This is a genomic window from Comamonas sp. 7D-2 (genome assembly GCF_022749555.1).
Taxonomy (GTDB): domain Bacteria; phylum Pseudomonadota; class Gammaproteobacteria; order Burkholderiales; family Burkholderiaceae_C; genus Comamonas; species Comamonas thiooxydans.
The window spans coordinates 2,089,535-2,113,290 of record NZ_CP094238.1 but is presented as its reverse complement, the minus strand read 5'-3'; the positions used below and the strand labels follow the sequence as shown (position 1 = coordinate 2,113,290).

The following is a 23,756-nucleotide window of genomic DNA, read 5'->3' as shown; positions in this document are numbered from 1 at the left end:
TTGGCAGCTATCAAAACCATACTGACCCACCTCAGCACGGAAATGACTGCCGATAGGGCTCGTCCTTAACTGTAGTCACAGAGCCGCTATACGCCCGCGAAGTCTCTCTTGTCTCGGGACAGCATTGCTGCTTGATGCTCGCCCAGGCGGCAGCACAGAGATCTGCCCGGTCAAACTCCGCCGGAGTGCAATTTGCGTCGCATGCTCGCGATATTGCAAACAGTGCGGAAAGCCAGGCCCGGACCTTGCACCTTTGCGGGCAGGCATCTCTGCGGATCAGGCAGCCATGGGCGTACAAAGCTCCACCACGCAGCCGTCGGGGCAACGCAGATAAGACACCATCTGACCCCAGGGCTTGGCCGTCGGAGCGGCCATCTCGATGGCGCCGGCGCTCAGCGCGTTCCGATGAGCCTGCACGATCTCCTCCGTGACCAGCGCGATTTCAAATCCCAATGGCTTGGCAGAGCTGTGCGCTTCGACATGGCCTCCAGGAAAATTCAACGCGCCCAGTTCATGGGCGGCGAATGCCAGCGTGGTCTGCCCTGTCTCGAGCTCGCCGTAGGTTCCGGATTCATGCAGAAAACGCTGTTGTATGCCGAATGCCCGGCTAAAGAATTCCAGCGATGCCGAGACATCCGGGACGTAGATGATTGTGTAACCCAATTTCATGAAGGCATCCTCTCAAAACCCAACCGAATTTGAACGGTCACATCTTTACCGCTCAAGACCATTGCCTGCATCATCCTACTCAGCAAAAACGGCAAAGGCCTTGAAACGCTTCAAGGCCTTCCGGGGGAACGTCAGACTCAAGCTCTCATCTATAGCCCCATGCCCAGAATCGAGTTATCGGCATGCAGCTCGCTACCGCTCATGACACTGGACTCGTCGCTGGCCAGGAACAGCACCAGCTGCGCGATGCGCTCAGGCATATAGGCGCGGCCGGCGCGGTTGAGTTTGGGGTCGTGCAAGACCATTTCCTTGCTCACGCCCTTTGGCAGCGAAGCCTGCATCATGGGCGTATAAATGCCATCGGGATGAATGGAGTTGACGCGAATCGCATAGCCTTGCTTGCGACAGTTCAGCGCAGCGGCGCGCGTCAGCGCGGACACTGCAGCCTTGCTGGCGCTGTAGCCGGCATATTGCTCCACGGGCAGCCAGCTGGATACCGAAGCCATATTGATGATGGAGCCACCGGCCTGCTTCATCGCCGCAATGCCCTGCTGGCAACCGATGAAGACCGACTCGGTGTTGATCTTGAGCAGGCGGCTGAAATCCTCCAGACGCCCTGTTTCCATATCACCAGACAGCAGGATGCCGGCATTGTTGACCAGTACATCGAGCCTGCCAAGACGTTGCTGCACCGCCGCCATCACAAGCGTCCAGTCCGTCTCGCTGCTCACGTCATGGCGAACAAACATGGAGCCTTCGCCCAATTCAGCCGCCAGTTGCTGCCCCGCCGTTTCATTGATATCGCTGAATGCGACCTTGGCGCCTTCACCAAGAAGCAGCTTCACCACCTCCAGACCCACACCGCTGGCACCACCAGTGACCAGCGCCACCTTGCCCTGCAAACGATTTGTCATCTACGTCTCCTCTTATTTTTCCAAGCCCTGAGCAGGGCATTGCTACTGCCACATAAAAAAGGAGGCGCAAGCGCCTCCTGACTTGAATGGCAAAAGCCCGCAGCCACACAAACTACGCCACAAGCTGTTTGCCGGATTCATTTTTAGTTGCCTGCGTTACGCGCTGCTTCGGGCGTAAACATGGCTGCAGTCATATTGCCCTTGTTCAAGACGGGACCCTGGGGGCGCTCCTGGAACAGGTTGTAGGCCACATAGCCGCCAGAGTTCAGGTCGTGATAGAAGCTGGTGCCCGCATGCCAGATCCTTGCGTCGAAGGCGTAGTAATGATTGACCACCGCCTGCAGCCACAGCTGGCCGCGTGCATCGTAGTAATCGCTCATCAGTGCCTGCCCGGTATCTTCATCGAGGAACAGCACGCGCTTGCCGAACATGTGGCGGTAGCCATCCTTGAGCGAAGCCTCAAGCACCCAGACCCGGCGCAGCTCGTAGCGCATGTAGTCGGGGTTTTCATGACCAGGTTTGAGCAGATCGGCATACTTCACGTTGCTGCCGTGAATCTTGTAGGCATTGGCCGGCACATAGACTTCCTTCTTGCCCAGCGACTTCCAGTTGTAGCGCTCGGGCGAGCCGTTGAACAGGCGATCGGAGTCAATCGTCAGTTTGCCACCGGTGCCCGACAATGGCTGGTCAAAACCGTACTCGGGAATCTGGCGCACACGACGTGTGCCGGGGTCATAGCTCCAGCCCAGGCGCTTTTCCTTGCCAAACTCAACCGGCTCGGAAACCACGCTGACGCCGCCTTTCTCGCGTTCGGGCAACTTGACCGCATTCATGCCCTGGGACATGGGACTGCCCAGTGGCTGTCCTGCGTTGGCCGGGTCGTTGATCTGACTGAAAGCGCGATTGTCGGCACGACCCCAGACGATGCTGCCATCGGCCAACACATTGGCGTTGTCACGCAGCGTGTGTTCGGTGAAAGCACGCGAAGGCAGCAGATTGTTGAAGGCCAGCTCAAGTCCATTTCTGGGGAACGGGAAGGGCAGCGCCCCCTTGACCGCACCCGTTGTGCCCTGACCGTCTGCGTTCATCACGGCATCCTGGGCATTCTTTCTGGCCGCCGCGCAGACGGCATCCGAGAAGCGAAAGTCACGGTGGCCCTGATAGACCGGAATGCGATAGGTCTTGGGGTATTTGGCAAACATGGCCTTCTGCCCCTCGCTCAGGCGCTCGCCATACTGCGCCAGATTCTCAGCCGTGATGGTGAGCAACGGCTTTTCACCGGCATAGGGGTCCACCGGGTGCTGGCCAGCATGCGGGTTGTATTGAATGCCAGGCGGCGTACCCAGCCATTTGCCCGTGAACTCGGGTACACCACTGGCTGTACCCGCTTTTTCTCCTCCCGTGCAGGTCAACGACTTGCCCAGCCTGGCCAGCTCATCGGGCGTCGCCTTGGCCCAAGCCCCCCCCACAAACAATACACCTGCAGCCAAGACCGCCAGCAAACGGGGTCCCTCTCCTAACTTCATGCCTAGTCTCCTTGGATGCATCCGCCATGCATCTACCTGTCATTGAACTTCTCTTATCGTTCTTCTTCCTTGCCCACTCGCGATTCGGAAGCAACGAAATCATTGTTCGACCGGCGACAATCGCAAACATCGTCAATTAGGACTAGCGCAGGCAGACGCCAGCAACAGACACAAAAAAGCGGGCCATTGGCCCGCTCGGGAAAAGCAGTTTTCGTTCAGCGCTTGATGCCGAACACACCCAGCATCTGCTCCGTCTGCTTTTGCATCTGCTCCTGCATCTGCGTGAACATGTTCTGGGACTGCTCCATATAGCTGCCCATCAAACCCTGCATGGCTTGCGGCTGCATGCTCATGAACTGCTTCCAGGCCTCGGGGTTCATGCCCTGGGACTGGCCCGCAAGCTTGCTTTGGAAGTCCGTGAACATCTGCACGTTCTTTTCGATGTAGCTCCCCATGAAGCCCTGCATGGCATGACCGTAGAAGCGAATGATGTTGGCCAGCATTGCCTCGGAGAACATGGGGGCTCCACCCGCTTCTTCTTCCAGAATGATCTGCAGCAGGATGGAACGCGTCAGGTCTTCATTGGTCTTGGCATCCCTGATGACCACTGGCTCGCTATCCATGACCAGTTGCTTGACCTCGGCCAGAGTGATGTATGAAGAGGTATTGGTGTCGTAGAGGCGGCGATTGGGATACTTCTTGATGATTCGCTGGCTCCCCACCTGGACATCACCCTCTTTGCCCTCTTTGCTTTCTTGCATCGCAAGTCCTTTATGTTCTGGGGGTCGGCCCCGTCGTCAATTGAGCTATTGCAGTGCAACAGATTTTAGGCAGTGCACAAGCCGCATCGGCAAGCAGTAACCCTGACAACCCTGCTTGTCCGTGTTGCAACAAAGTCGCACCACCGTCACAGCCAGCATCAGGTCTTTGCCATTTATTCACAAAAAACAGTTTGCCGTCTATCGAAATCAAGCTTGCAGAAGGTTTACAGTGCCTCTCGTTGTTTGACGAAAGGCTCAACGGATGATTACCACCAAAACACGCAATGCTGTTTGTCTGACCGCCCTGCTGGCTGCCGCCGGCTTCATGACTGCAGCACAGGCCCAGCCCGATGCTGCTGCGGCCGATGCCGCCAAGCCCGCTGCGCCGCAGGCAGCACCCGCAGCTCAGGCAGCCCCTGCCAATGTGGATGCCGCTGCCGCAGACGCCGCATTGCGCAAGCGCCTGCAGGCAGTTGTCGCAGCCATGGACGGCAAGTCCAAGCTGGCTGCCAACAATTTCAACGAGGAGTTCCTCAAGAACTCCCCCATCGACACCGTGCAGAAAGCCCTGGACTCCGTGCGCACCGGCGTCGGCAGCTGCCAGGCGGTTGGCCGCATGGAAAGCTCCACACCTCTGGCCACCAGCGTGCTGCTGAGCTGCACCAAGGGCTTTGTGCCCATGGAACTGGCGGTCGAGCCCAAGGCGCCTTACCGCATCTCCGGTATCTTGCTGCGCCCGGCCTTCTGGAAATAAGTGCTTTCACCACCAAAAATGGAGCCTCCTGGCTCCATTTTTTGTTGGTACCGACAAAGTCAGATCACCACCGGCTCGGGCTCCAGGCGAATGCCAAAACGTTCGTAGACACTGGTCTGAATTGCCCCTGCAAGCGTCATCACCTCGCCGCCGGTCACGCTGGCGTCGAGGCTGTGGCGATCTCCGCGATTGACCAGCACCAGCGCCTGCTTGTCGTAGACGCCCGCGCGGCCCATGGTCTTGCCTTTCCAGCCGCAGGCATCGATCAGCCAGCCGGCCGCCAGCTTGATGGAGCCGTCATCCATGGGATAGTGAACAATCTTGGGCTCGCGCGCGATGATGTCCGCGCATTGCTCGGTCGTCACCGTGGGATTCTTGAAGAAGCTGCCCGCATTGCCGATGACTTCGGGGTCCGGCAGCTTGGCACGACGAATCTCGCAGACCCATTCAAAGATCTGCTGTGCAGTCGGCTGCTCTATGCCTTTTTCCGCCTGCTTGCGCTGCAGATCGAGATAGCCCAGATCCGGCTGCCAGCTCTTGGGCAGCGCCAAACGCACCCGGGTGATCACCGCCCGTCCTTTGAGACCCAGGCCGCGCGGGACAGCCGTCGAGCCCGTCACGGGCCAGTACTTGGGCTGAGCCGGTGCATGTTTGAACACCGAGTCACGGTAGCCGAAGGCACATTGCGCGGCATTGAGGCTGAACTGCTCGCCGGTGACCAGATCGATCGCGTCCAGGGAGTCGAAGCGATCCTGCAGTTCCATCCCGTAAGCGCCGATGTTCTGCACCGGGGCCGCGCCTACCGTGCCTGGAATCAGGGCCATGTTTTCAAGGCCTGTATAGCCCTGGGCCAGCGTCCATGCCACCATGTCATGCCAGCGCTCGCCCGCCCCGACCTCGACAATCCAGTGCCTGTCGGTTTCGCGCAGCAGCCGCATGCCCATGATTTCCATCTTGAGCACCACGGGGGCCACGTCGCCCGTCAGCACCACATTGCTGCCACCGCCAAGGACGAACACAGGCTGCCGCCCCCATAGCGGGTCGGCGAGAAACTGACGGATATCGTCCTGGCTACGAATGCGCACCAGCGTTTCGGCGCGCGCGGCAATGCCAAAGGTGTTGCAATGCTGCAGGGGAACATTTTTCTCGACTAACATCCATCCAATTGTCGCACTGCGCCTGCTCTGCTGCTGGCAAGCAGCACATCACGGCCCGGCGCACTGTGGCTGTTTACCGCTCTGATACTGATAGGAATTACACATGCCTTCTTTTGACACTGTTTGCGAAGCCGATTTCGTCGAAGTGAAGAACGCCGTTGACAACGCCACCAAGGAAATTGGCACCCGTTTCGACTTCAAGGGCACATCGGCCGCCGTCGAACTCAAGGACAAGGAAATCACCATTTACGGCGATGCCGAGTTCCAGCTGCAGCAAGTCGAGGACCTGCTGCGCAACAAGCTGACCAAGCGCAATGTTGACGTGCGCTTCCTGGACATCCAGAAGGCACAGAAGATTGGCGGCGACAAGGTCAAGCAGCTCATCAAGGTCAAGAACGGCATCGAGTCCGAGCTGGCCAAGAAGATCCAGAAGCTGATGAAGGAAAGCAAGCTCAAGGTGCAGGCTGCCATTCAGGAAGAGAAGGTCCGCATCACCGGAGCCAAGCGTGACGATCTGCAGGCGGCCATGGCATTGATCCGCAAGGATCTGGCCGACCACCCTCTGTCGTTCAACAACTTCCGCGATTGAATGAAGCCCCCCCTGCGCAGCTCCGCTGCTTCCCCTTCCCTCGCCTTGCGGGAGGGGGGCGAGGCCCTTGCCACAGGGCGACGCGGCCAGCTCAGCTCCTTGCCCCGCGCCTCTCGCCTGCGTCGCATGGGGCTCTTGCTTTCAGTCGCTGTGGCCTCCAGCAGTGCCTTTGGACAGTCCGTAGCCCTGACCGGCGTGCTGGGCAGCAAGGCCTTGCTGGTCATTGATGGCAGTGCCCCCAAGGCGCTGGCCGTCAACGAAAGCCACAAGGAGGTGCGCCTGCTGCAGATCAGCGGCGACTCCGCCGTGGTGGATATCAAGGGCCAGCGCCAGACCGTGCATCTGGGAGCAGCTCCGGTCAGCGTGGGCAGCAGGGGCGGCATTGGCGGCGCCGCGCGCTCGGGCCGGCTGGTCCTGATCGCCGACTCGCGCGGCCATTTTGTGGATCGAGGCTATATCAACGGGAAAACCATGCAGTACATGGTGGACACCGGCGCCAGCACCATTGCCATAGGCCGTGCCGATGCCGATCGCATGGGACTGCCCTACGAGCAGGGTGCCCCCGTCCTGATGCGCACGGCCAACGGCACTGCCCAGGGCTGGCGCATCAAGCTCGACAGCGTCAGACTGGGCGAGATGGAGGTCTACGGGATAGAGGCCGTCGTTGCCCCCCAGTCCATGCCCTATGTGCTGCTGGGCAACAGTCTGCTGACCCGGTTTCAGATGACCCGCAAGGGCAATGAGATGGTTCTGGAAAAGAACTGAACCCGCCTCTCGCCCATGCACGCACGCTACGACGACCCCTATGAAGACCTGCTGGGCCTATGGTCGGATCTGGAGGCCGCACTCGCGGTTTTGCTGACCGAGCCGCTGCGCATCCCCGGCTTTGCCATCAAGCTGCACCAGCTTGATCTATGGCTGCAAGACCTCATCACGCAGGACAGCGATGCCGCGCTGTATCTGATGTTTCAACGTGCCAGCTCGACAACCGTGGGCTATAGCCCGTCTCACGCCGTGGTCTGCGCGGGCCTGTGCCATATCCTTGCAAAGGAGCTTGACCTGCCTCAATCCGAGCGCGACACGCTGATCCAGGCCGCTCTGACCATGAACATCGGCATGACCGTGCTGCAGAATCAGCTGGCCGAGCAGCGTACATCGCTGAGCAGCCAGCAAGCCGAAGCCGTCAAGCAGCACCCCACGGAGGGCCGGCTGATGCTGGAGCGGCTCATGGTGCGTGACCGACTCTGGCTGGACACCGTGCAATACCACCACGTGGTGCTGCAGCCCGCGCCGCTGGCACAGTTGCAGCCGCTGGAGCGTCTGGTACGCATTCTGGGCACGGTAGACCGATATGCGGCCCTGATCAGCCCACGCAAGACCCGTAGCGGCCGCTCGGCTACCGAGTCGCTGCAAGTGCTGCAGCAGGGCGGCCAATACGCCGATGAGGTCAAGCAGGCCTTGATCGATGTCGTGGGCCTGTACCCGCCCGGCACCTATGTGCAGCTGGACAATGGCGAAGTGGCCGTGGTGCTGCGCCGCGGAAAAAGTCTGGAAGAGCCCGAGATTGCCAGCGTGATCGACCGTGACGGTCACAGCATGTACCCGCCCATCTGGCATCTGGACGGGCGCAGGCCGGCCATCACCTCCGCGCTGGCTCGTTCGTCGCTGACGCTGGATCTGGACCTGCGCTCCATGGCACAGCTGGGCATTCACAGTGCACGCGGCAATGCCGAGCTGTACCGCATGGTGAAGCTGCCGGGCAGCAGACGCTGACCCTTTCTAGACGCCTTGTGCAGCGATCAGGCCGGCATGGTGGCCACGCGTGAACGCCTCTTCCAGTACCGAGTAGCCGGCCCAGTCCGAATGCGCAAAGCTCAGCCGCGCCGTCGCAGGCGTGGGCAGGCCTTGCACTCGCTCCCCATTCAATAGCAGATTGCGCTTGCTGGCACTGAACTTGACGGCTATTTCGCTCAATATCCGCTGATCGCCAGGACGCGGAATCGCCATCGCATGGCCATAGCGGGTGATTTCCATGCGTGTGGCATGCTGCAGCAAGTCTGGGTGCGGCTCGCTCAGCGTGTTCACAATGCGCTCGCGCCAGAAGGCAAACGGCTGCTGCATCAATTGCCGGCGCCCATCGGCCCAGTCGCCCAGCGCCTGGTAGTAGCTCAGCACCGTGGGCTGGCTGCGGATGCGGTCCAGTCGCTGATTGCCCGCATCCACATAGCCCAGCCCGCCCGCATTGCCATCGCGATACAGCACATTGTCCCAGGCGGGCTCGGCGCCGGGGTAGTCGGCCAACGGTCGGTCGATATGGATGTTCGCCACCAGCCAGGGGGCCCAGTCCAGGCGAGCCGCCACAGCACGCAGAAAATCGGGCGCATTGCGCAGCACTCTTGCAGCAACAAAGCTGGGCAGCGCCACCACGCAATGGCGCGCCAGCCAGCGCTCATGCTGCTGGCGGCCATGGTGATAAACCTCGATCTGCACGCCGCCCGCGTCCTCGGTGACGGCAAGCACGCTGCAATCGGTCTGCAGCTGCGTGGCTTTCAGTCCCGCCGCCAGTTGCTGCGACAGCCAGCCATTGCCCTGGGGCCAGGTCAGCACCTGCTCGCCATCCGCTTCGCTCTCGTGCTCGGACTGCGGACGCGGCGCGTGGAAACCATGGCGGCTGGCGAAATAGTGAATCCCCGCCCAGGCCGATACGCGGCTCAGACCGGCACCGAAATCATCCCGGCAGCTGTAGTCCAGATACCAGAGCAGACGCTCGTCATCGAGGCCCTGCACCGCCAGCCATTGGTCGAAACGCTGTGCATCGAGCACGGCATGAGAGGCAGGCAGACCCGCTTCGCGCTGCCAGACACGGATGGAAGGCATGGCAAAGGCCGCCGCCCGAGACGCTGCCTCGACCTGCTTTTCAAACAGCGCATATTGCTCCAGCGTGCGCTGGCTCACGCCCTGCACCGGCAACAGTCCTTCGTGCCAGCCGCCCTGCCAGTACAGACGCTCCTGCGGGCTATGGCAGAGATAGCGCTCGTCATAGCGCCAGCGGCCAGCGAAGCGCTGGCGCACGCCCAGCTCCTCGAGCCAGTCCTGCACCTCATGGGCATCGTCGCCGGGAACGGGCAGATAGTGGGCACCCAGGGGGCAGGCAATGCCCTTGACTTGCCCGGCCTGGCTGTTGCCTCCCATGGCGGCCTGGGTATCGAGCAAGGCTGCGCCCTGCACGCCAGCCAGTTCCAGCGCGCGTGCCGCCGCCAGCCCGGCCATGCCCCCGCCCGCAATCACGACCGGCGCCCGGTGCACCACCGCAGGTGCAGGCAGCTCCAGCCCCTGCGCCAGGCGCTGCCAGAAAGGGCGCAGGCCATGACCACGCTCCAGCGCCACGCCGCTGAAGCCGCCAGGCAAGTCCTCCAGTCTGGGCGCTGGCTGCTTGCAGCCGGCCAGGCCAGCTGCGCCCAAAGCGCTGGCAGCAGCCAGCCCGAGCCAGTCGCGCCGCTTCAGATCGGCCCGCATCAATGCTCCACCTTGCCCCACTCGCGCTCATAGGTGTTGACCAGGACCTGATTGGACAGGCGATTCACCTCGGTCGGCAGGCGCGCCATATCGAGAGGGAAATCAAACATCAGGCGCAGCGTGGGCGGGGTCAGAAAACGCATGCCAGCGGGCAAAGCCTCGGGCTCGCGCCAGGGACGGTGGCTGGCCAGCACAAAACCCCATTCGCCAAAACTGGGCACATGCACGTGATAGGGCTTCGCCGTCAGACCCACGGACTCCACGGTCTGCACCACGGTCCAGAAGCTCTGGCGCGCAATCAGCGGCGAGGTGGTCTGAATCACGGCATAGCCGCTGGCCGCCAGACGCTTGTCCAGCAGCGAATAAAAACTATTGGTGAACAGCTTGCCTATGGCGAAATTCGTGGGATCGGGAAAGTCCACCACGATCACATCGAAGGTGTCTGCAGTCTCCTGCAACCAGTGAAAGGCGTCGGTGTTGACGATGCTCACGCGGGCATCGTTGAGTGCATTGCCATTGAGCGCCGTCATCATGGCATTGCTCTTGAACAGGCCGGTCATGGCCGGGTCCAGCTCCACCAGCACCACGGACTCCACGCCGGGGTACTTGAGCACCTCGCGCACAGCCATGCCGTCGCCGCCACCCAGCACCGCCACCTTCCTCGGTGCACCATGTGCGGCCATGGCGGGGTGGACAAGCGCTTCGTGATAGCGGTACTCGTCGCTCTGGGCAAACTGCAGATTGCCGTTCAGGTACAGCCGCGCGCCCTGGCGTCCCTGTGTCACCACGATGCGCTGGTAGGGCGAGCTGCTGCTCAGCACGATGCGGTCCTGGTAGAAATGGTCGTCGGCCAGCCGGGTCAGCTGATCCGCGCCCGCGATGCCGCCACCCAGGGCCAGCAGCACCAGCGCACAGGCCCAGGCATGGGCGCGCAGATTGCGCAGCTCATGTTTGAACAGCACCAGGGCCCACACGGCAATGGCCGCGTTCATGAAGCCGAACAGCAGACCTGTGCGCACCAGCCCCAGCTTGGGCACCAGCACGATGGGAAACGCCAGCGACACGGCCAAGGCCCCCAGATAGTCGAAGGTCAGCACCTTGGAGACCAGATCCTTGAGCGATGCATTGCGCTTGAGAATGCGCATGACAAGCGGAATCTCCAGCCCCACCAGCGTTCCCACCACCATCACCATGCCGTAGAGCAGAAAGCGGAACGCGCCCGGCGCATAGGCGTTGGCCAGAAACAGCACGGCCGGCAAGGCACCGCCGACCAGAGCCACCATCAGCTCCACACGCAGAAAATGCGCGGGCAGCTGATCTTCGAAATAGCGCGACAGCCACGAGCCTATGCCCATGGCAAACAGATAGGTGCCGATGATGGTGGAGAACTGCAGCACCGAATCACCGAGCAGATAGGATGCCAGCGCGCCTGCCGCCAGCTCATAGAGCAGACCGCAGGCCGCAATCACGAAGACGCTGGCCAGCAGCGCCACATCAATGGGCCTAGGCCCCAGGCCAGCGCTGTCCTGCTCGGCCACCATCGAAGTCATCAAAGGTACTTTCTATCTAGTTCAGCACACCATCGGCCTGCACTCCTCAGGAATCAGCACTTCCCATTGGACTCTGAAGCTCAGACCCGGCGCGCTGCAAACGAGGGACTGCCAGCAAGCGCCGCCGCGCAGCGATGCAGTCGTCCCCCTCCCGCGTAGCGAGAGAGGGGGAAGGCACGGGCGCCTCAGGGGGTGTTTAGTGAATCGCCGCAGCGACGATGATGCTGATCCCCAGGCACATGGCCGCAACCACCATGGCCAGTGCCTTGTTGTGCTTCTCCACAATCTCGGCCCACATGTCCACGGGCGTGATCTTGTCGATGATGATGAAGCACAGCCAGAACACCACCACGCCCACCAGGGCGTAGATGATGGAGCCGAAGAAGTTCTGGGCGCTGAACCAGTCGAAATTCATGATGTCTCTCCTGTAATGAGATAGGGGGCCTGCCTGTGAGAGCAGCGACGCTTATTTATGGCTGCCACCGGAGGTGTAACCACCGTAGGAGCCGCTGCTGGAGCGGCTGTACGTGCAGTTGGGATCTGTGCGCGGGTCGCAGTTGGGACTGGACATGCAGGCACGCAGGAACGGCAGGATGAACAGCAGCAGGAACAACCAGAACAGAATCGTGCCCCAGCTGAAGCCGCTGCCCGACAGAGGACTGACTTGGGAGCGATCCTTGAGCTTGGCCGTGCCGAACGCCTTGGCCACCGTCTCAGCCGAAACGCGCTGGCCATGGGTCCAGGTCGTTTCCTGATTGGCAGTCTCCAGCGCCAACGTGGACTGCTTGCCGCCATTGGCAAAGTCCACATTGCTGGACTTGGCGCCCTTGAAGACGGGCCAGTAGAACTCGCCCTCTGCATATTCCGTCTCCGCCAGGTAGGCGTAGTCGCGCTGGTATTTGCGCTGCAAATAGGTCGCAGTGGCGCCGTTCTTGCTGAGCTTGGGAGCACCCGTGATGACGCGGGCCGTGCTCCAGCCGTCTTCCGAATCGACGATGAACGAAAAGCCCGCCTTCTTGTTGTAGAGCAGGTACTCGTCCCAGGTGAAGCTGTCGTCCTCATCCTCGCCCAGACCACGCCCGCTGCGCCTTTGAAAACCCACGACCTGCCATTTCAGGCCATCCAGCGTGCCTTCGCTGCCCAGCGGGATCAGAGGCTTGACCTTTCTGCGCTGCTCGGCATAGCTCAGCTCCGCCCCCATGCCCTTGGACATGTCGATCAGGCTGCCACAGCTGGGGCAGCTCAGGGCCTTGGTGGTGTCGAAGCGCACGGGCACCACGGCACCGCACTTGGGACAGTTGAAGTGGCGGCCCTGGGTTTTCTGCTGGGCGCTGCTGCGCAGACCCTGCATCTGCAAAGCATCCAGCGCCACGGCTGCCCCCAGGCTGAAGGCCGGTGTCTTGTCGCTGAAGTCGATGGAGAGAATCTGGTTCTTGTCGCTGCGCAGCTCCACCAGCTTGAAGCTCTTGCCCAGCTGAGGCAGTTGGGGCAGCTCGCCCTGAGCCGCCATCAGTTGCGCATCCTGAATGCTGGTGACGGTGAAGGATTCGGTGCCTGCCTTGAGCTCGCGGCCCATGCGCCATTCACGCTGCTGGAACTCGGTCACGTTCCAGCCCGGCGGCTGCCAGCTCACGGCAAAGACAAAGCTGCCATTGTCCTCGCTCAGCCAGGCCAGCTCGCCGTTGCTGAGCACAGCCACCCATTCCGACCAGTTGCCAGCCGCGCTTTTGTACTGCGCGCGGCCCACGATGGTGAAGGGCTCGGGCTTGCCGTTGCGCTTGACCATGCCCGAGGCGCCCAGTTGCAGCGGGCTGTAGTCCTCGAACACCTCGGCCATGGAGCCAATGCGCTTGAGCGTCTCGCCATCGCGCAGCACGGTGCTGCGACAGAACTCGCAGACGGCAAAACTCGATTGCGCACTGGCGAAGTGGACCGGCGCGCCACAACCAGGACAGGGAGCGCTGTAGTCGCGCTGCGATGGGCTGGAAGCCATATCTTTTTGCTATTTAATCAGGAGCTTCTTGCGCTTGAATGGAAGAGGCCTGAAGGCGGCCTCGGCGAAATGTAGCAGCCGCGTCCTAGCGATGCTTGCTCTTGCCGTTCTTGCGGGCCGCGCCCTCTGCAGGCTTGGAGCCATCGGTCTTTTTCTGTCCCAGCCTGGATTCCTTGCCGGCGATCAGGCGCTGGATGTTTTCGCGATGACGCCAGACCAGCAGGATCGCCATCACGACAATCGCGGCAGTAATGGGCGTTTCCGCATCCCAGACGATGCCGCTGCACAGCACGTAATACACGGGCGCGAACACCGATGCCACCAGCGCGGCCAGGGAGGAATAGCGGAAGAACACGGCCACTATGACCCAGGTCAGGGCCGTCGCAAGACCCAGCCAGCCGCTGATGCCCAGCAGCACGCCCAAGGCCGTGGCCACGCCCTTGCCACCCTTGAAGCCGAAGAACACCGGGTACAGATGGCCCAGGAAAGCCGCCAGGCCGACCAACGCGACCGTGCTGTCGCCCAGCCCGAACTGCGCGCCGAAGGCTTTGACCAGCACCACGGGCACCAGGCCCTTGAGCGCATCCAGCAGCAGCGTGACAGCCGCAGCCGCCTTGCTGCCCGAGCGCAGCACATTGGTGGCACCGGGGTTGCCGCTGCCATAGGTGCGCGGATCGTTCAGGCCCATGACGCGGCTGACGATGACGGCGAAAGACAGCGAACCAATCAGATAGGCCGCGATGACGGCAATAACGGGATAGAGGGCGTTCAAAGGAATTCCTCGGCCAGAGACTGGCCCTTAGGCCCGCCAACCCAAGTCGACGGAGCCGATTGTTGTCACGACTTACGCAAGTTCGGACCGTGCATGCTGTCTTGTCGATAGCAATGCCGTTGTAGATCCTTGATTGCGTATGTTTTAGTTGTTTGCTTTTTTGCCAGCCAGCGTCTGCCCCGGCTGACCAGCCCCCTATTCTGCCAGCGCGCAGTGCACCGGCCGGGCATCGAGCAAACGGGTGCAGACCTCAGGGGCCAGTTGCACCAGATAGCCGCGCCGCCCGCCATTGATGGCGATGCGTGGCAGCGCGAGTATGGTTTCCTCGATATAGACCGGCATTTCGCGCCTGGTGCCGAAGGGCGAGGTGCCGCCCACCAGATAGCCGCTGTGGCGGTTGGCCACTTCGGGCTTGCAGGGCTCCACGCTCTTGGCCCCGATCTGGCGTGCCAGGTTCTTGGTCGATACTTTGCAATCGCCATGCATGAGCACGATCAGCGGCCTGGCATCCTGATCCTGCATCACCAGGGTCTTGACCACCGCATGCTCGTCCAGTCCCAGCTGACGCGCTGATTCTTCGGTACCGCCATGCTCCACATAGTCATAGGGGTGCTCGGTGAACTCCACCTTGTGGGCCCTGAGCATCTGCGTGGCCGGAGTCTCGCTCACATGGGCGTTTTTGTCTTTTTTTGCCATGATTCAATTTTGATAGCTAGTGGCGCATACCCGATATGGGCCACTAGCCATTTTCCCTCAATAAAGCGATCAGACAGCAGGATCGCGCATCTCCCAGCGGATGCGGTCGATTTCGGCCAGCAGCTCGGCAGACAGCTCGGTTCCCCAGGCATCGAGATCCTCGTCGAGCTGGGCCACCGAAGTCACACCGATGATGGTGCTGGCCACCTGCCACTTGGTGTAGCAAAAGGCCAATGCCAGCTGCGTGGGAGTGAGGCCGTGCTCGCGCGCCAGCGCGTTGTAGCGGCGCGCGGCGGCCAGCGCATCGGGGCGACCCCAGCGCTGTTTCTGCACGGATTCATACCTGGCAATGCGTGCCTCCTTGGGCGCACCGGCCTCGGTCGGCGCAAACTGATCGAACTTGCCCGTAAGCAGGCCGAAAGCCAGCGGCGAATAGGCCAACAGCGACACCTCGAGACGGTGACAGCTTTCGTCCAGCCCGTTCTCATAGCTGCGGTTGATCAGGCAGTAAGGATTCTGGATCGCAGCCACACGCGGCAGTCCATGCTGCTCGGCCAGTCGCACAAACTCGTGCACGCCATAAGGCGTCTCGTTGGACAGACCGATATGGCGAATCTTGCCCTGCCTGACCAGGCCGGCCAGCGCCTGCAACTGCTCGTGAATGGGCGTGAGCGAGCTTTCCTTCTGCGGGTCGTAATACATGGTGCCGAAGGCCGGCACATGGCGCTCGGGCCAGTGAATCTGGTAGAGGTCGATCACCTCGGTCTGCAGGCGCTCAAGGCTGGCGTCGCAGGAACGAACAATGTCATCCGCCGACATGCCAGAGCCTTCGCGGATCCAGGGCATGCCGCGCGAGGGGCCGGCCACCTTGCTGGCCAGCGTGATCCGCTCGCGCATGCCGGGGCGGGCCTTGAGCCAGCGACCGATGATGGATTCCGTCGCGCCAAAGGTGGCCTCACGGGCGGGCACGGCATACATCTCGGCCGTGTCGAAGAAATCCACGCCGCGCTCGACGGCTCGGTCCATGATGCGCCAGGCTTGAGCCTCATCAACCTGCTCGCCGAATGTCATGGTGCCCAGACAGATGGGGCTGACGCGCAGATCGCTCTGCCCCAGAGCAACGGGATTCATGGAAAGACGGGAAGTGGATGCAGCAGAAGTCATGCTTCCAAGTTTAGAGCCTGACAGTACAAGATCAGGGCAGACTCCTTGTTTTTGCTGACACCGCTGTCCCGCGCACGACGGGCCATGCTGCAAGCGCAGCAATAATCAAAACAACGGAGACAATATGACAACGCACAACCCCGCGCAGACCGGCCAGCTCACCGATATCCCGCCCTATCAGCCGCGCCGCCAGTGGCGCTCGCAGATGCTGCCCGTGCGCAATATGCACTACCACCAGCGAAGCTGGGAGCCCGAGCCGGCTTCTGGAATCGATCCCGAGTTACCCGTGCTGGTGCTGGCCCATGGCTGGATGGATGTGGCCGCCTCCTACCAGTTTGTGGTCGATGCCTTCAGCGACGCCTTTGTGCAGGGCCGCCGCATCCTTGCCCACGACTGGCGCGGCTTCGGCCTGAGCCGCAGCACCGAGCCCTGCGACAGCTACTACTTCACCGACTACCTGGCCGACCTGGACATGCTGCTGGAGCAGATTTCGCCCGATCGGCCCATCGACCTGGTCGGCCACAGCATGGGCGGCAATATCTCCTGCATGTATGCCGGGGCGCGGCCCGAGCGCATACGCCGCTTTGTCAATCTCGAGGGCTTCGGCATGGAGCCCACAAGGCCCGACCAGGCCCCCGGGCGTCTGGCCCAATGGATGGATCAGCTGCGCGAGCAGCGGGCGGGCGGCATGGGTCTCGCCCCCTACGACAGCGTGGAGGCCGTGGCCAATCGCCTGCAGAAAACCAATCGCCGCCTGCCCCGCGACAAGGCCCTATGGCTGGCTCATCACTGGTCGGCCCCGGATGCCCAGGGCCGCTGGCATATTCTGGGCGACGCCGCACACAAGCTCTCCAACCCCTACCTCTACCGCGTGGACGAGGCCCTGGCCTGCCTGGCCGCCATCAGTGCACCTACCTTGTCGGTCGAAGCTTCGGACGACAGCCTGGGCCATTGGCACCAGGGCCGTTACACGCTGGAGCAGTACCACGAGCGCATTCGCCACATCCCGCAATGCGAGATCGCCCGCGTGCAAGACGCCGGCCATATGCTGCACCACGACCAGCCCGAGGCCGTGGCCAGGCTGATCGAGGAGTTTCTGCGCTGACCGATTGCTATCTAAAAAAGAGCTTTTGGCGCATGTTATCAAATGATTTCAGATATATTTACCTCTTAAATCAATTGAATACATGCGCCATCAGCTCATTTAACAATAGCAAACTCTGGATCACCGCGCCTGCAGCTCCAGCACATGGCGCCAGCGCCCGGGCTGCATCCACAGCGGGCGATAGCGGCCGTCGGCCCATTCCACACTCATGTCGGCATAGCGGCCCGACAGCGCCAGCCCGCTCTGCCCGGTCTGGTAGATGAACTGCGAGGACTCCGGATCGCTGAGGTCGTAAATGGCGCGCAGCGAGGGCGCATGGCGGCTGACAAAGCGCCCTCCCAGCGGACCTTTGGCATCGGCGGGCGACGGGTTGGCGTTGTACTGCCCGACGTTGACGCTATAGGTGTCACCGCCCGAGGCCACGTTCACATTGAACACGCCGGCCAGCGCCGCCACCGCGCCCAGCGGCTTGTGCGCGCTGAGCGCCGGATGCGCCGCGCCCCAGCGCCATTGGCGCGGATCATTGCCATAGGCCGCCTGCAACTTGTCCAGCGTGCGGGTCAGCGCCTGCCCGGCCTGTTGCTCGCAGCTCAGAGGCGCGCACCACCAGGCGTCATTGCGCGCGAGGATTCCTTCCAGCCCGGCACGGAAGTCACGCTTGCCGTAGCTCATGGCAAAGCGCTGCTCGCCGATGCGCGGAATCACCAGGCCGCGCGTCAGCTCGTCGACCCATACCGAGAAGATCAGCGGCTCGGGCCTGTCCCGCTCCATCTGCCCCTCAAAGCCCGCCAGCAGTTGCTGCGCCTGCTCTGCCAGGGCGTGGCTCGATTGCGCCTTGCGCAGCACGGGCAGCAAGGCCTGGGTGGCCAGGGACTGCACATCGTTCTGAATCGCCGCCATGCTGGCCACGTCATGCTGGCTGCCTGCCGCCAGCAGTTGCTCTATGCGCTGGTGGCGGTAAGGCAGGCTCCAGTCCTGGGTCAGAAAATGCGCATAGCCGGCATCCGTCACGCGCTGGTTGGCCGTGGCCACAAAGCCGCGCGTGCCGCCATCGTCCTGCGGCGTCTGGTCGTATCCCAGCCAGCCCTGCCAGTCATACCGCGCATCCCAGCCGGGCGCCGGCGCCACGCCGCGCAAGTCATTGCCCGGCGCACGCACAGGCACCCTGCCCGCGGCCTTGAAGCCGATATGTCCCTGCACATCGGCCGCCACAATGCTTTGCATGGGCGAGTGGTAGATGGAAAATGCCTCGAACAATTCGGACACGGTCTGCGCCCCGTTGGCCCTGAGGCCGGCCTCCACCGTGCGGTTGTCCGTGTCCAGCGCTGCCCAGCGCAGGGCCAGCGCATAGCGATCGGTATTGATGACCTTGCCGTATTGCTGCTGCGCGTCGCTGATCACCGGGCCGTGGCGCGTGCTGCGCAGCGTCACCCTGACATCGCTCTGCCCTTTGACCTTGAAGATTTCCTCACGCACGACAAACTTTTCCCAGCCCATGGGCGTGCGGTACTGGCTGGCATCGGTCGGGTTGATCTGCTCCAAATACAGATCCTGCACATCGGGGTTGGTGTTGGTAAAGCCCCAGGCCACCTGAGCCGTACGGCCCAGCACCACGAAGGGCATGCCGGGCAAGGTAGCCCCTGTCACATCCAGCGCGCTCAGGACGCTGCCGTCACCGGCCCGGCCCTCTGGCGACTGAAGGCGCGCGAAGTACCAGATGGCTGGAGCGCTCAGCCCCAGATGCGGATCGTTGGCCAGCAAGGGCTTGCCGCTTCGGGTCTTGCTGCCGGCCACCACCCAGTTGTTGCTGCCCAGTCCGTCGTTGCTGCCCATGTCCCTCGCCATGGAGGCCGCCCATTGCTGTAGGGCAGATTCAATCTGCTGCACCGGGACAGAGAGCTTCTGCGACGCATCGGCCTCGCGGTACACGCCCAACTGGCGGTAAAGCTGGGCTAGATCAACGGCCGTCGCGGGCTGCTCGCCCGGATAGGCTGGCATCAGCTGCCACAGCTGCTCGGTGCTCAGGACCTGCAGCAGATTCAGCCGTGCGAACTCGTTGCCCCAGTTGCCACCCAGATCCAGCGCCATCATCAACGCCCAGCCCACGGTGTCTTCAGGCTCCCAGGTCGATGGCCCTCCTGCTCCGGCCCTGGTGCCCAGCAGCAGGAACTCCGGCGCTGCAGCCTGCGAAGGCCTGGCATAAAAGGCGGCGATACCCTGACTGTAGGCCTGCAAGGCCTCCTGCACCGAGGGCGGCAGCGCCGCGTACTGGCGACGCGCCGCGCCATGAATATCGAGAGCACGCATCAGCTTGTCCAGCTCCAGCGTGGCTGGCCCCAGAATCTCCGACAGCTGCCCCTGCATGAGACGGCGGTTGAACTCCAGCTGCCAGCCGCGCTCCTGCGCATGGACAAAGCCCAGGGCCCGCCAGACATCCTGCGGCGACCGGGCGCTGATATGCGTGATATCGGACTCGTCGCGCCTGACCCACACGCTGCGCTCAAGCCCGGCGAGGACCAGCTTGCCATCCATGCGCGGCTGGGCCCGCACGCCATAGACCGCCAACGCGGCCCCTGCCAGCAAAACCAGCCCGGTGGCCGCAGCCGCCAGATGCAGTGTGCACCTGAGCCAGGGACGGGCAGAGGGCTCTGCCGCCGAAGTGATGTCTCCCATATCGCCTCTTGTCATGCGTCCGGTGCGCAACATCCACATGCTGATCGCGTCCAGCCATGGGCGACAATACCTGTTTGGGCCACGGCCCGTAGAACGTGTTTACGATCTCCTCGCGCCGCGACAGTGGCTTTGCGGGATGGAATGCTAGGCGCGATACCGCAGCAATAGCTCTGCTATTGCGAGGATTCGCAACGCCGCAGACCGCCCCTGACCGGGCGTCCGCAAAGACACTGTCCCGGAGGGTTGGAGCGAAATCGGGCGATTTACTGCGCGCTGTCTCTTGCTTGCACCCCGGTGCAAGCGGCGAGCCATCGCTTCGAACTCATCCCGATTGCGCTCCAACGCGGCTGCGTAGAGATCGTAAACGCGTTCTTAGTAAAACGACTTACGCAGATTCGGATCAGGCATGGCGCTCCATGCCTGTCGTGCTTCCCCGTTCGCGTCAGTCCCAAGGAATTCAACGCATGTGGCCCTTCAGTCTGTTCAAGAAACTCAGCCAGGACCCGGCCGTGGGTCAGCCCCGGGGCGACTATATCGGCTGCTATCTGCTGGGCACGCATACCAGCGGGCGCGACGATGACATCAGCTATATCTCGCTGGCGACCACGCGCGAGCAGCTGGAGCAGGATGCGCGCCAGTATCTGCAGAATTTCCTGGAGCAGCATCCGCAGTTGACCGAAGCAGAGCGCCTTGCCCTTCAGGATCTGCTGGAGCACTGGAATGCGCGCGCCGATGCCCATCTGGCCAAAGCAGCCGGCAAGCCCAGTCAGCCCCTGGCCGTGCAGGGCGGCAGCGAGCTGTTCCTGCGCACCGGCATGCGGGCACGCAAAAAGGAAAAAGGCGTCTATCTGGAATAGACGCCGGGGCGGCGGCTGCTGCCCGACGCCTGCCGCTACTGCGTGAAATTCATGTCAAAGCCGGCTTCGGTCAAGCGCACCTCGCCGCCTGCTTTTTGCAGCCAGCCCCTGGTGACGGCCCAGTCCAGCGCGGACTGACGCTCGCCGTCGAAGATGCCATGCTTTTGCAGGTCGGCAGCAAGCGCTTTCTCGCTCATTCCTTCGCCGGCACGCAGGCTTTGCTCCACCACCAGGATGTAGACCATTTTGTGGGCTGCGATCTGAATGCTCTGCTGTGTCATGTTCACAAGTCCTTGTTCTTGAATGAAGGGAAAGCCGGATGCCCGCCAGGCTCCAGGCCTTGCACCCTGGCCTGCTGCTTGTGTTTTATGCCGCGAGCCATACCCACTCTGGCAGTGAGTTTGTAGCCATCTCTCTAGTATTTCCGATGCGTTTCCTCTGCTTGCCGGCTCCGCAACATGGTGCCGGCGCTTCAGTTTCAGAACTGTGTTTCAGGGAGGTCATCATGGCTCGCCACACGCCCATAGAACGCTATCGCAATATCGGCATCTCCGCGCATATCGATGCCGGCAAGACCACCACCACCGAGCGCATACTGTTCTATACCGGGGTCAACCACAAGCTGGGCGAAGTCCATGACGGCGCTGCCACCATGGACTGGATGGAGCAGGAGCAGGAACGCGGCATCACCATCACCTCGGCGGCCACCACGGCCTTCTGGTCGGGCATGGAGCACAACTTCCCGGCCCATCGCATCAACATCATCGACACACCCGGCCACGTGGACTTCACCATCGAGGTCGAGCGTTCCATGCGCGTTCTCGACGGCGCGGTCATGGTCTACGACTCCGTGGGCGGCGTGCAACCACAGTCGGAGACCGTCTGGCGCCAGGCCAACAAGTACAAGGTGCCGCGCCTGGCCTTCGTCAACAAGATGGACCGCGTGGGCGCCGATTTCTTTCGTGTGCGCCAGATGATGGTGGACCGCCTCAAGGCCCACCCGGTTCCCATCGTCATCCCCATCGGAGCCGAAGCCGATTTTCATGGTCTGGTCGACCTCATCAAGATGAAAGCCATCTTCTGGGACGACGAGTCGCAGGGGGTGAAGTTCGAGTACCAGGAGATCCCCGCTGCACTTCTGGCCAGCGCACAGGAATGGCGCCAGAAGATGGTGGAAGCCGCTGCCGAGGCCAATGAAGCCCTGACCGAGAAATACCTGGACAGCGGCGACCTCGGTGCCGAGGACATCATCACCGGCCTGCGCCTGCGCACCATCGCCACCGAAATTCAGCCCATGCTCTGCGGCTCGGCCTTCAAGAACCGGGGCGTGCAGCGTCTGCTCGATGCGATTGTCGAGCTCATGCCTTCGCCGCTCGATGTTCCTGCCATCGAAGGGCATAGCGAGGACGACAGCGCCAGCACCACGCTGATACGCCATGCCAGCGATGACGAAAGATTCGCCGCCCTGGCCTTCAAGCTCATGACCGACCCCTTCGTGGGCCAGTTGACCTTTGTACGCGTTTACTCGGGCGTATTGGCCAAGGGCGATCTGGTCTACAACCCGACCCGCGGTAAAAAGGAGCGCATAGGCCGCATCGTGCAGATGCATGCCAACGCACGCCAGGAGATCGACGAAATCCGCGCCGGCGACATTGCGGCCTGCGTGGGCCTCAAGGACGTGAGCACGGGCGAGACGCTGTGCGATCCGCAAGCGCCCATCGTGCTCGAAAAAATCTCCTTCCCCGAACCCGTGATCGCCCAGGCGGTGGAGCCCAGGAGCAAGGCCGACCAGGAAAAAATGGGCCTGGCACTGGCGCGCCTCGCGGCCGAAGACCCGTCCTTCAGAGTCAGCACCGACGAGGAATCGGGCCAGACCATCATTGCCGGCATGGGCGAGTTGCACCTGGAAATCATCGTCGACCGCATGAAACGTGAATTCAATGTGGCCGCCAATGTGGGCAAGCCCCAGGTGGCCTACCGCGAAACCATTCGCAAAACAGTCAGCGATGTGGACGGCAAGTTCGTTCGCCAGTCCGGTGGCAAGGGCCAGTACGGCCATGTGGTGCTGAGCGTGGAGCCGCTGGAATCGGGCAAGGGCTTTGAATTTGTCGATGAAATCAAGGGGGGCGTGATTCCGCGCGAGTTCATCCCCGCCGTGGAAAAAGGCCTGCGCGAAGCCATGAACTCGGGCGTTCTGGCCGGCTACCCGGTGGTCGATGTGCGGGTGCGGCTGACCTTCGGCTCCTACCACGAGGTGGACTCCTCGGAGCAGGCCTTCCGCATGGCCGCCATCCTGGGCTTCAAGGAAGCCTGCAAGAAAGCCGACCCGGTGATCCTGGAGCCCATCATGGCCGTCGAGGTGGAGACGCCCGAGGAATACGCAGGCGCCGTGATGGGCAATCTGTCCTCGCGCCGCGGCGCCGTGCAGGGCATGGACGATATCGCAGGCGACGGCAAGACCATCAGGGCCGAGGTGCCGCTATCGGAAATGTTCGGCTATGCCACGCATCTGCGCTCCATGACTCAGGGCCGCGCCACCTACACCATGGAGTTCAAGCGCTACGCGCAGGCCCCGCAGCAGGCGGCGGCCGCAGCGAACGCGACGACCGGTCACCGAAAACAGGGCTAGGCGGATCCAGGCAACTCCGCCGCGGCTCGGCGGCAGAGTTGCCGGGCGGGTTCAGACAGACGACTCAGGACGCATGCAGCCACTGCATGGCCATGGCATCTTCGGTAAAGGGGAAATGCCTGACCTCGGCATGCGTGATATGTCTGCCGACGAACTCGGCCATGCCCGCCAGATGACTGTCGGTCACCAGAGCGATCTGCTCCACCTGATGGCGATGGTCTCTGACAAAGCCCATATGGGCGCTGAAGCCGGCCCAGTTTTCCCAGCCTGGAAAGTCCTTGGACTGAATCATCACCCCATGCAGTTTGGGATGCTCGGCCAGGAATTCGTCCACATCCTGGCTGACGCCGTCAAAATCCTGCTCGGTCAGGGGCCCATGGGGCTCCAGCAGCAAGATGCCTTCGGGTTTCATGAGGGAGTAATTGAGCATA

At 62.2% G+C, this 23,756-nt stretch carries 22 protein-coding genes; 7 read left to right on the top strand and 15 right to left on the bottom strand.

Features of this window, described 5'->3' with window-relative positions; genetic code table 11:
* Nucleotides 1-276: 276 nt before the first annotated feature.
* The 4 genes from MPZ60_RS09770 to phaR all read right to left on the bottom strand — a co-directional run bounded on the left by MPZ60_RS09770 (nucleotide 277) and on the right by phaR (nucleotide 3,870).
* A complete protein-coding gene (locus MPZ60_RS09770; protein WP_034351770.1) occupies nucleotides 277-669 on the bottom strand; it encodes a VOC family protein in 393 nt (130 codons plus the stop codon).
* 149 nt (nucleotides 670-818) lie between these two features.
* Complete coding sequence (locus tag MPZ60_RS09765; RefSeq protein WP_034351769.1) at nucleotides 819-1,583, bottom strand: SDR family oxidoreductase; 765 nt, start codon at nucleotides 1,581-1,583, stop codon at nucleotides 819-821.
* A gap of 143 nt (nucleotides 1,584-1,726) precedes the next feature.
* On the bottom strand, nucleotides 1,727-3,109 hold the full coding sequence (locus MPZ60_RS09760) for a DUF1329 domain-containing protein (RefSeq protein ID WP_034351768.1): 1,383 nt from the start codon (nucleotides 3,107-3,109) through the stop codon (nucleotides 1,727-1,729).
* A 215-nt stretch (nucleotides 3,110-3,324) separates the two neighbouring features.
* Nucleotides 3,325-3,870 carry a polyhydroxyalkanoate synthesis repressor PhaR gene (gene phaR, locus MPZ60_RS09755; RefSeq protein ID WP_012837888.1) on the bottom strand — a complete coding sequence of 182 codons (546 nt, stop codon included), beginning with the start codon at nucleotides 3,868-3,870 and terminating at the stop codon, nucleotides 3,325-3,327.
* Nucleotides 3,871-4,132: 262 nt separating this feature from the next.
* Here phaR and MPZ60_RS09750 point away from each other — a divergent pair, with 262 nt between their 5' ends.
* Nucleotides 4,133-4,624 (top strand): hypothetical protein, encoded by a 492-nt coding sequence (locus MPZ60_RS09750; protein WP_034351767.1) that lies wholly within the window; start codon nucleotides 4,133-4,135, stop codon nucleotides 4,622-4,624.
* 59 nt (nucleotides 4,625-4,683) lie between these two features.
* Here the strand turns inward: MPZ60_RS09750 and murB are convergent, their stop codons facing one another.
* On the bottom strand, nucleotides 4,684-5,781 hold the full coding sequence (gene murB / locus MPZ60_RS09745) for a UDP-N-acetylmuramate dehydrogenase (RefSeq protein WP_034351763.1): 1,098 nt from the start codon (nucleotides 5,779-5,781) through the stop codon (nucleotides 4,684-4,686).
* Nucleotides 5,782-5,884: 103 nt separating this feature from the next.
* Between murB and MPZ60_RS09740 the strand changes: the two genes are divergently transcribed.
* The 3 genes from MPZ60_RS09740 to MPZ60_RS09730 all read left to right on the top strand — a co-directional run bounded on the left by MPZ60_RS09740 (nucleotide 5,885) and on the right by MPZ60_RS09730 (nucleotide 8,143).
* Nucleotides 5,885-6,370: a YajQ family cyclic di-GMP-binding protein gene (locus MPZ60_RS09740; RefSeq protein ID WP_003063225.1), complete on the top strand. Its 486-nt coding sequence runs from the start codon at nucleotides 5,885-5,887 to the stop codon at nucleotides 6,368-6,370.
* Between the two features lie 126 nt (nucleotides 6,371-6,496).
* The gene (locus MPZ60_RS09735; protein WP_034351847.1) at nucleotides 6,497-7,135 is read left to right on the top strand and encodes a TIGR02281 family clan AA aspartic protease; all 639 of its coding nucleotides are present in this window, start codon (nucleotides 6,497-6,499) and stop codon (nucleotides 7,133-7,135) included.
* A 15-nt stretch (nucleotides 7,136-7,150) separates the two neighbouring features.
* Nucleotides 7,151-8,143: an HD-GYP domain-containing protein gene (locus tag MPZ60_RS09730; RefSeq protein ID WP_034351762.1), complete on the top strand. Its 993-nt coding sequence runs from the start codon at nucleotides 7,151-7,153 to the stop codon at nucleotides 8,141-8,143.
* A 6-nt stretch (nucleotides 8,144-8,149) separates the two neighbouring features.
* Here the strand turns inward: MPZ60_RS09730 and MPZ60_RS09725 are convergent, their stop codons facing one another.
* The 7 genes from MPZ60_RS09725 to MPZ60_RS09695 form a co-directional block, all read right to left on the bottom strand.
* Nucleotides 8,150-9,886 (bottom strand): FAD-dependent oxidoreductase, encoded by a 1,737-nt coding sequence (locus tag MPZ60_RS09725; protein WP_034351761.1) that lies wholly within the window; start codon nucleotides 9,884-9,886, stop codon nucleotides 8,150-8,152.
* Nucleotides 9,886-11,436 (bottom strand): polyamine aminopropyltransferase, encoded by a 1,551-nt coding sequence (locus MPZ60_RS09720; RefSeq protein WP_034351759.1) that lies wholly within the window; start codon nucleotides 11,434-11,436, stop codon nucleotides 9,886-9,888. The genes MPZ60_RS09725 and MPZ60_RS09720 overlap by 1 nt, the downstream gene beginning before the upstream one ends.
* Before the next feature lie 196 nt (nucleotides 11,437-11,632).
* On the bottom strand, nucleotides 11,633-11,851 hold the full coding sequence (locus tag MPZ60_RS09715; RefSeq protein ID WP_003063240.1) for a DUF350 domain-containing protein: 219 nt from the start codon (nucleotides 11,849-11,851) through the stop codon (nucleotides 11,633-11,635).
* 51 nt (nucleotides 11,852-11,902) lie between these two features.
* Nucleotides 11,903-13,429 carry a DUF4178 domain-containing protein gene (locus tag MPZ60_RS09710; RefSeq protein WP_034351757.1) on the bottom strand — a complete coding sequence of 509 codons (1,527 nt, stop codon included), beginning with the start codon at nucleotides 13,427-13,429 and terminating at the stop codon, nucleotides 11,903-11,905.
* Nucleotides 13,430-13,514: 85 nt separating this feature from the next.
* Nucleotides 13,515-14,201: a glycerol-3-phosphate 1-O-acyltransferase PlsY gene (gene plsY, locus MPZ60_RS09705; protein ID WP_034351753.1), complete on the bottom strand. Its 687-nt coding sequence runs from the start codon at nucleotides 14,199-14,201 to the stop codon at nucleotides 13,515-13,517.
* Nucleotides 14,202-14,396: 195 nt separating this feature from the next.
* Nucleotides 14,397-14,897: a Cys-tRNA(Pro) deacylase gene (ybaK, locus tag MPZ60_RS09700; protein WP_034351750.1), complete on the bottom strand. Its 501-nt coding sequence runs from the start codon at nucleotides 14,895-14,897 to the stop codon at nucleotides 14,397-14,399.
* Between the two features lie 69 nt (nucleotides 14,898-14,966).
* Nucleotides 14,967-16,028, bottom strand: a complete 1,062-nt coding sequence (locus tag MPZ60_RS09695) for an aldo/keto reductase (RefSeq protein WP_034351748.1) — start codon at nucleotides 16,026-16,028, stop codon at nucleotides 14,967-14,969.
* A 157-nt stretch (nucleotides 16,029-16,185) separates the two neighbouring features.
* Here MPZ60_RS09695 and MPZ60_RS09690 point away from each other — a divergent pair, with 157 nt between their 5' ends.
* On the top strand, nucleotides 16,186-17,166 hold the full coding sequence (locus MPZ60_RS09690; protein ID WP_052057556.1) for an alpha/beta fold hydrolase: 981 nt from the start codon (nucleotides 16,186-16,188) through the stop codon (nucleotides 17,164-17,166).
* A gap of 120 nt (nucleotides 17,167-17,286) precedes the next feature.
* Here the strand turns inward: MPZ60_RS09690 and MPZ60_RS09685 are convergent, their stop codons facing one another.
* Complete coding sequence (locus MPZ60_RS09685) at nucleotides 17,287-19,839, bottom strand: penicillin acylase family protein (RefSeq protein WP_242607141.1); 2,553 nt, start codon at nucleotides 19,837-19,839, stop codon at nucleotides 17,287-17,289.
* 464 nt (nucleotides 19,840-20,303) lie between these two features.
* On the opposite strand from MPZ60_RS09685, the gene MPZ60_RS09680 reads away from it, so the two are divergent.
* Nucleotides 20,304-20,696, top strand: a complete 393-nt coding sequence (locus MPZ60_RS09680) for a hypothetical protein (protein ID WP_034351743.1) — start codon at nucleotides 20,304-20,306, stop codon at nucleotides 20,694-20,696.
* A 35-nt stretch (nucleotides 20,697-20,731) separates the two neighbouring features.
* Here the strand turns inward: MPZ60_RS09680 and MPZ60_RS09675 are convergent, their stop codons facing one another.
* On the bottom strand, nucleotides 20,732-20,977 hold the full coding sequence (locus MPZ60_RS09675) for a hypothetical protein (protein ID WP_034351741.1): 246 nt from the start codon (nucleotides 20,975-20,977) through the stop codon (nucleotides 20,732-20,734).
* Between the two features lie 224 nt (nucleotides 20,978-21,201).
* On the opposite strand from MPZ60_RS09675, the gene fusA reads away from it, so the two are divergent.
* Nucleotides 21,202-23,325: an elongation factor G gene (gene fusA / locus MPZ60_RS09670; protein ID WP_034351739.1), complete on the top strand. Its 2,124-nt coding sequence runs from the start codon at nucleotides 21,202-21,204 to the stop codon at nucleotides 23,323-23,325.
* A gap of 64 nt (nucleotides 23,326-23,389) precedes the next feature.
* On the opposite strand, the gene MPZ60_RS09665 is transcribed toward fusA, so the two are convergent.
* Nucleotides 23,390-23,755 carry an STAS/SEC14 domain-containing protein gene (locus tag MPZ60_RS09665; RefSeq protein ID WP_034351737.1) on the bottom strand — a complete coding sequence of 122 codons (366 nt, stop codon included), beginning with the start codon at nucleotides 23,753-23,755 and terminating at the stop codon, nucleotides 23,390-23,392.
* Between the last annotated feature and the right edge of the window lies 1 nt (nucleotide 23,756).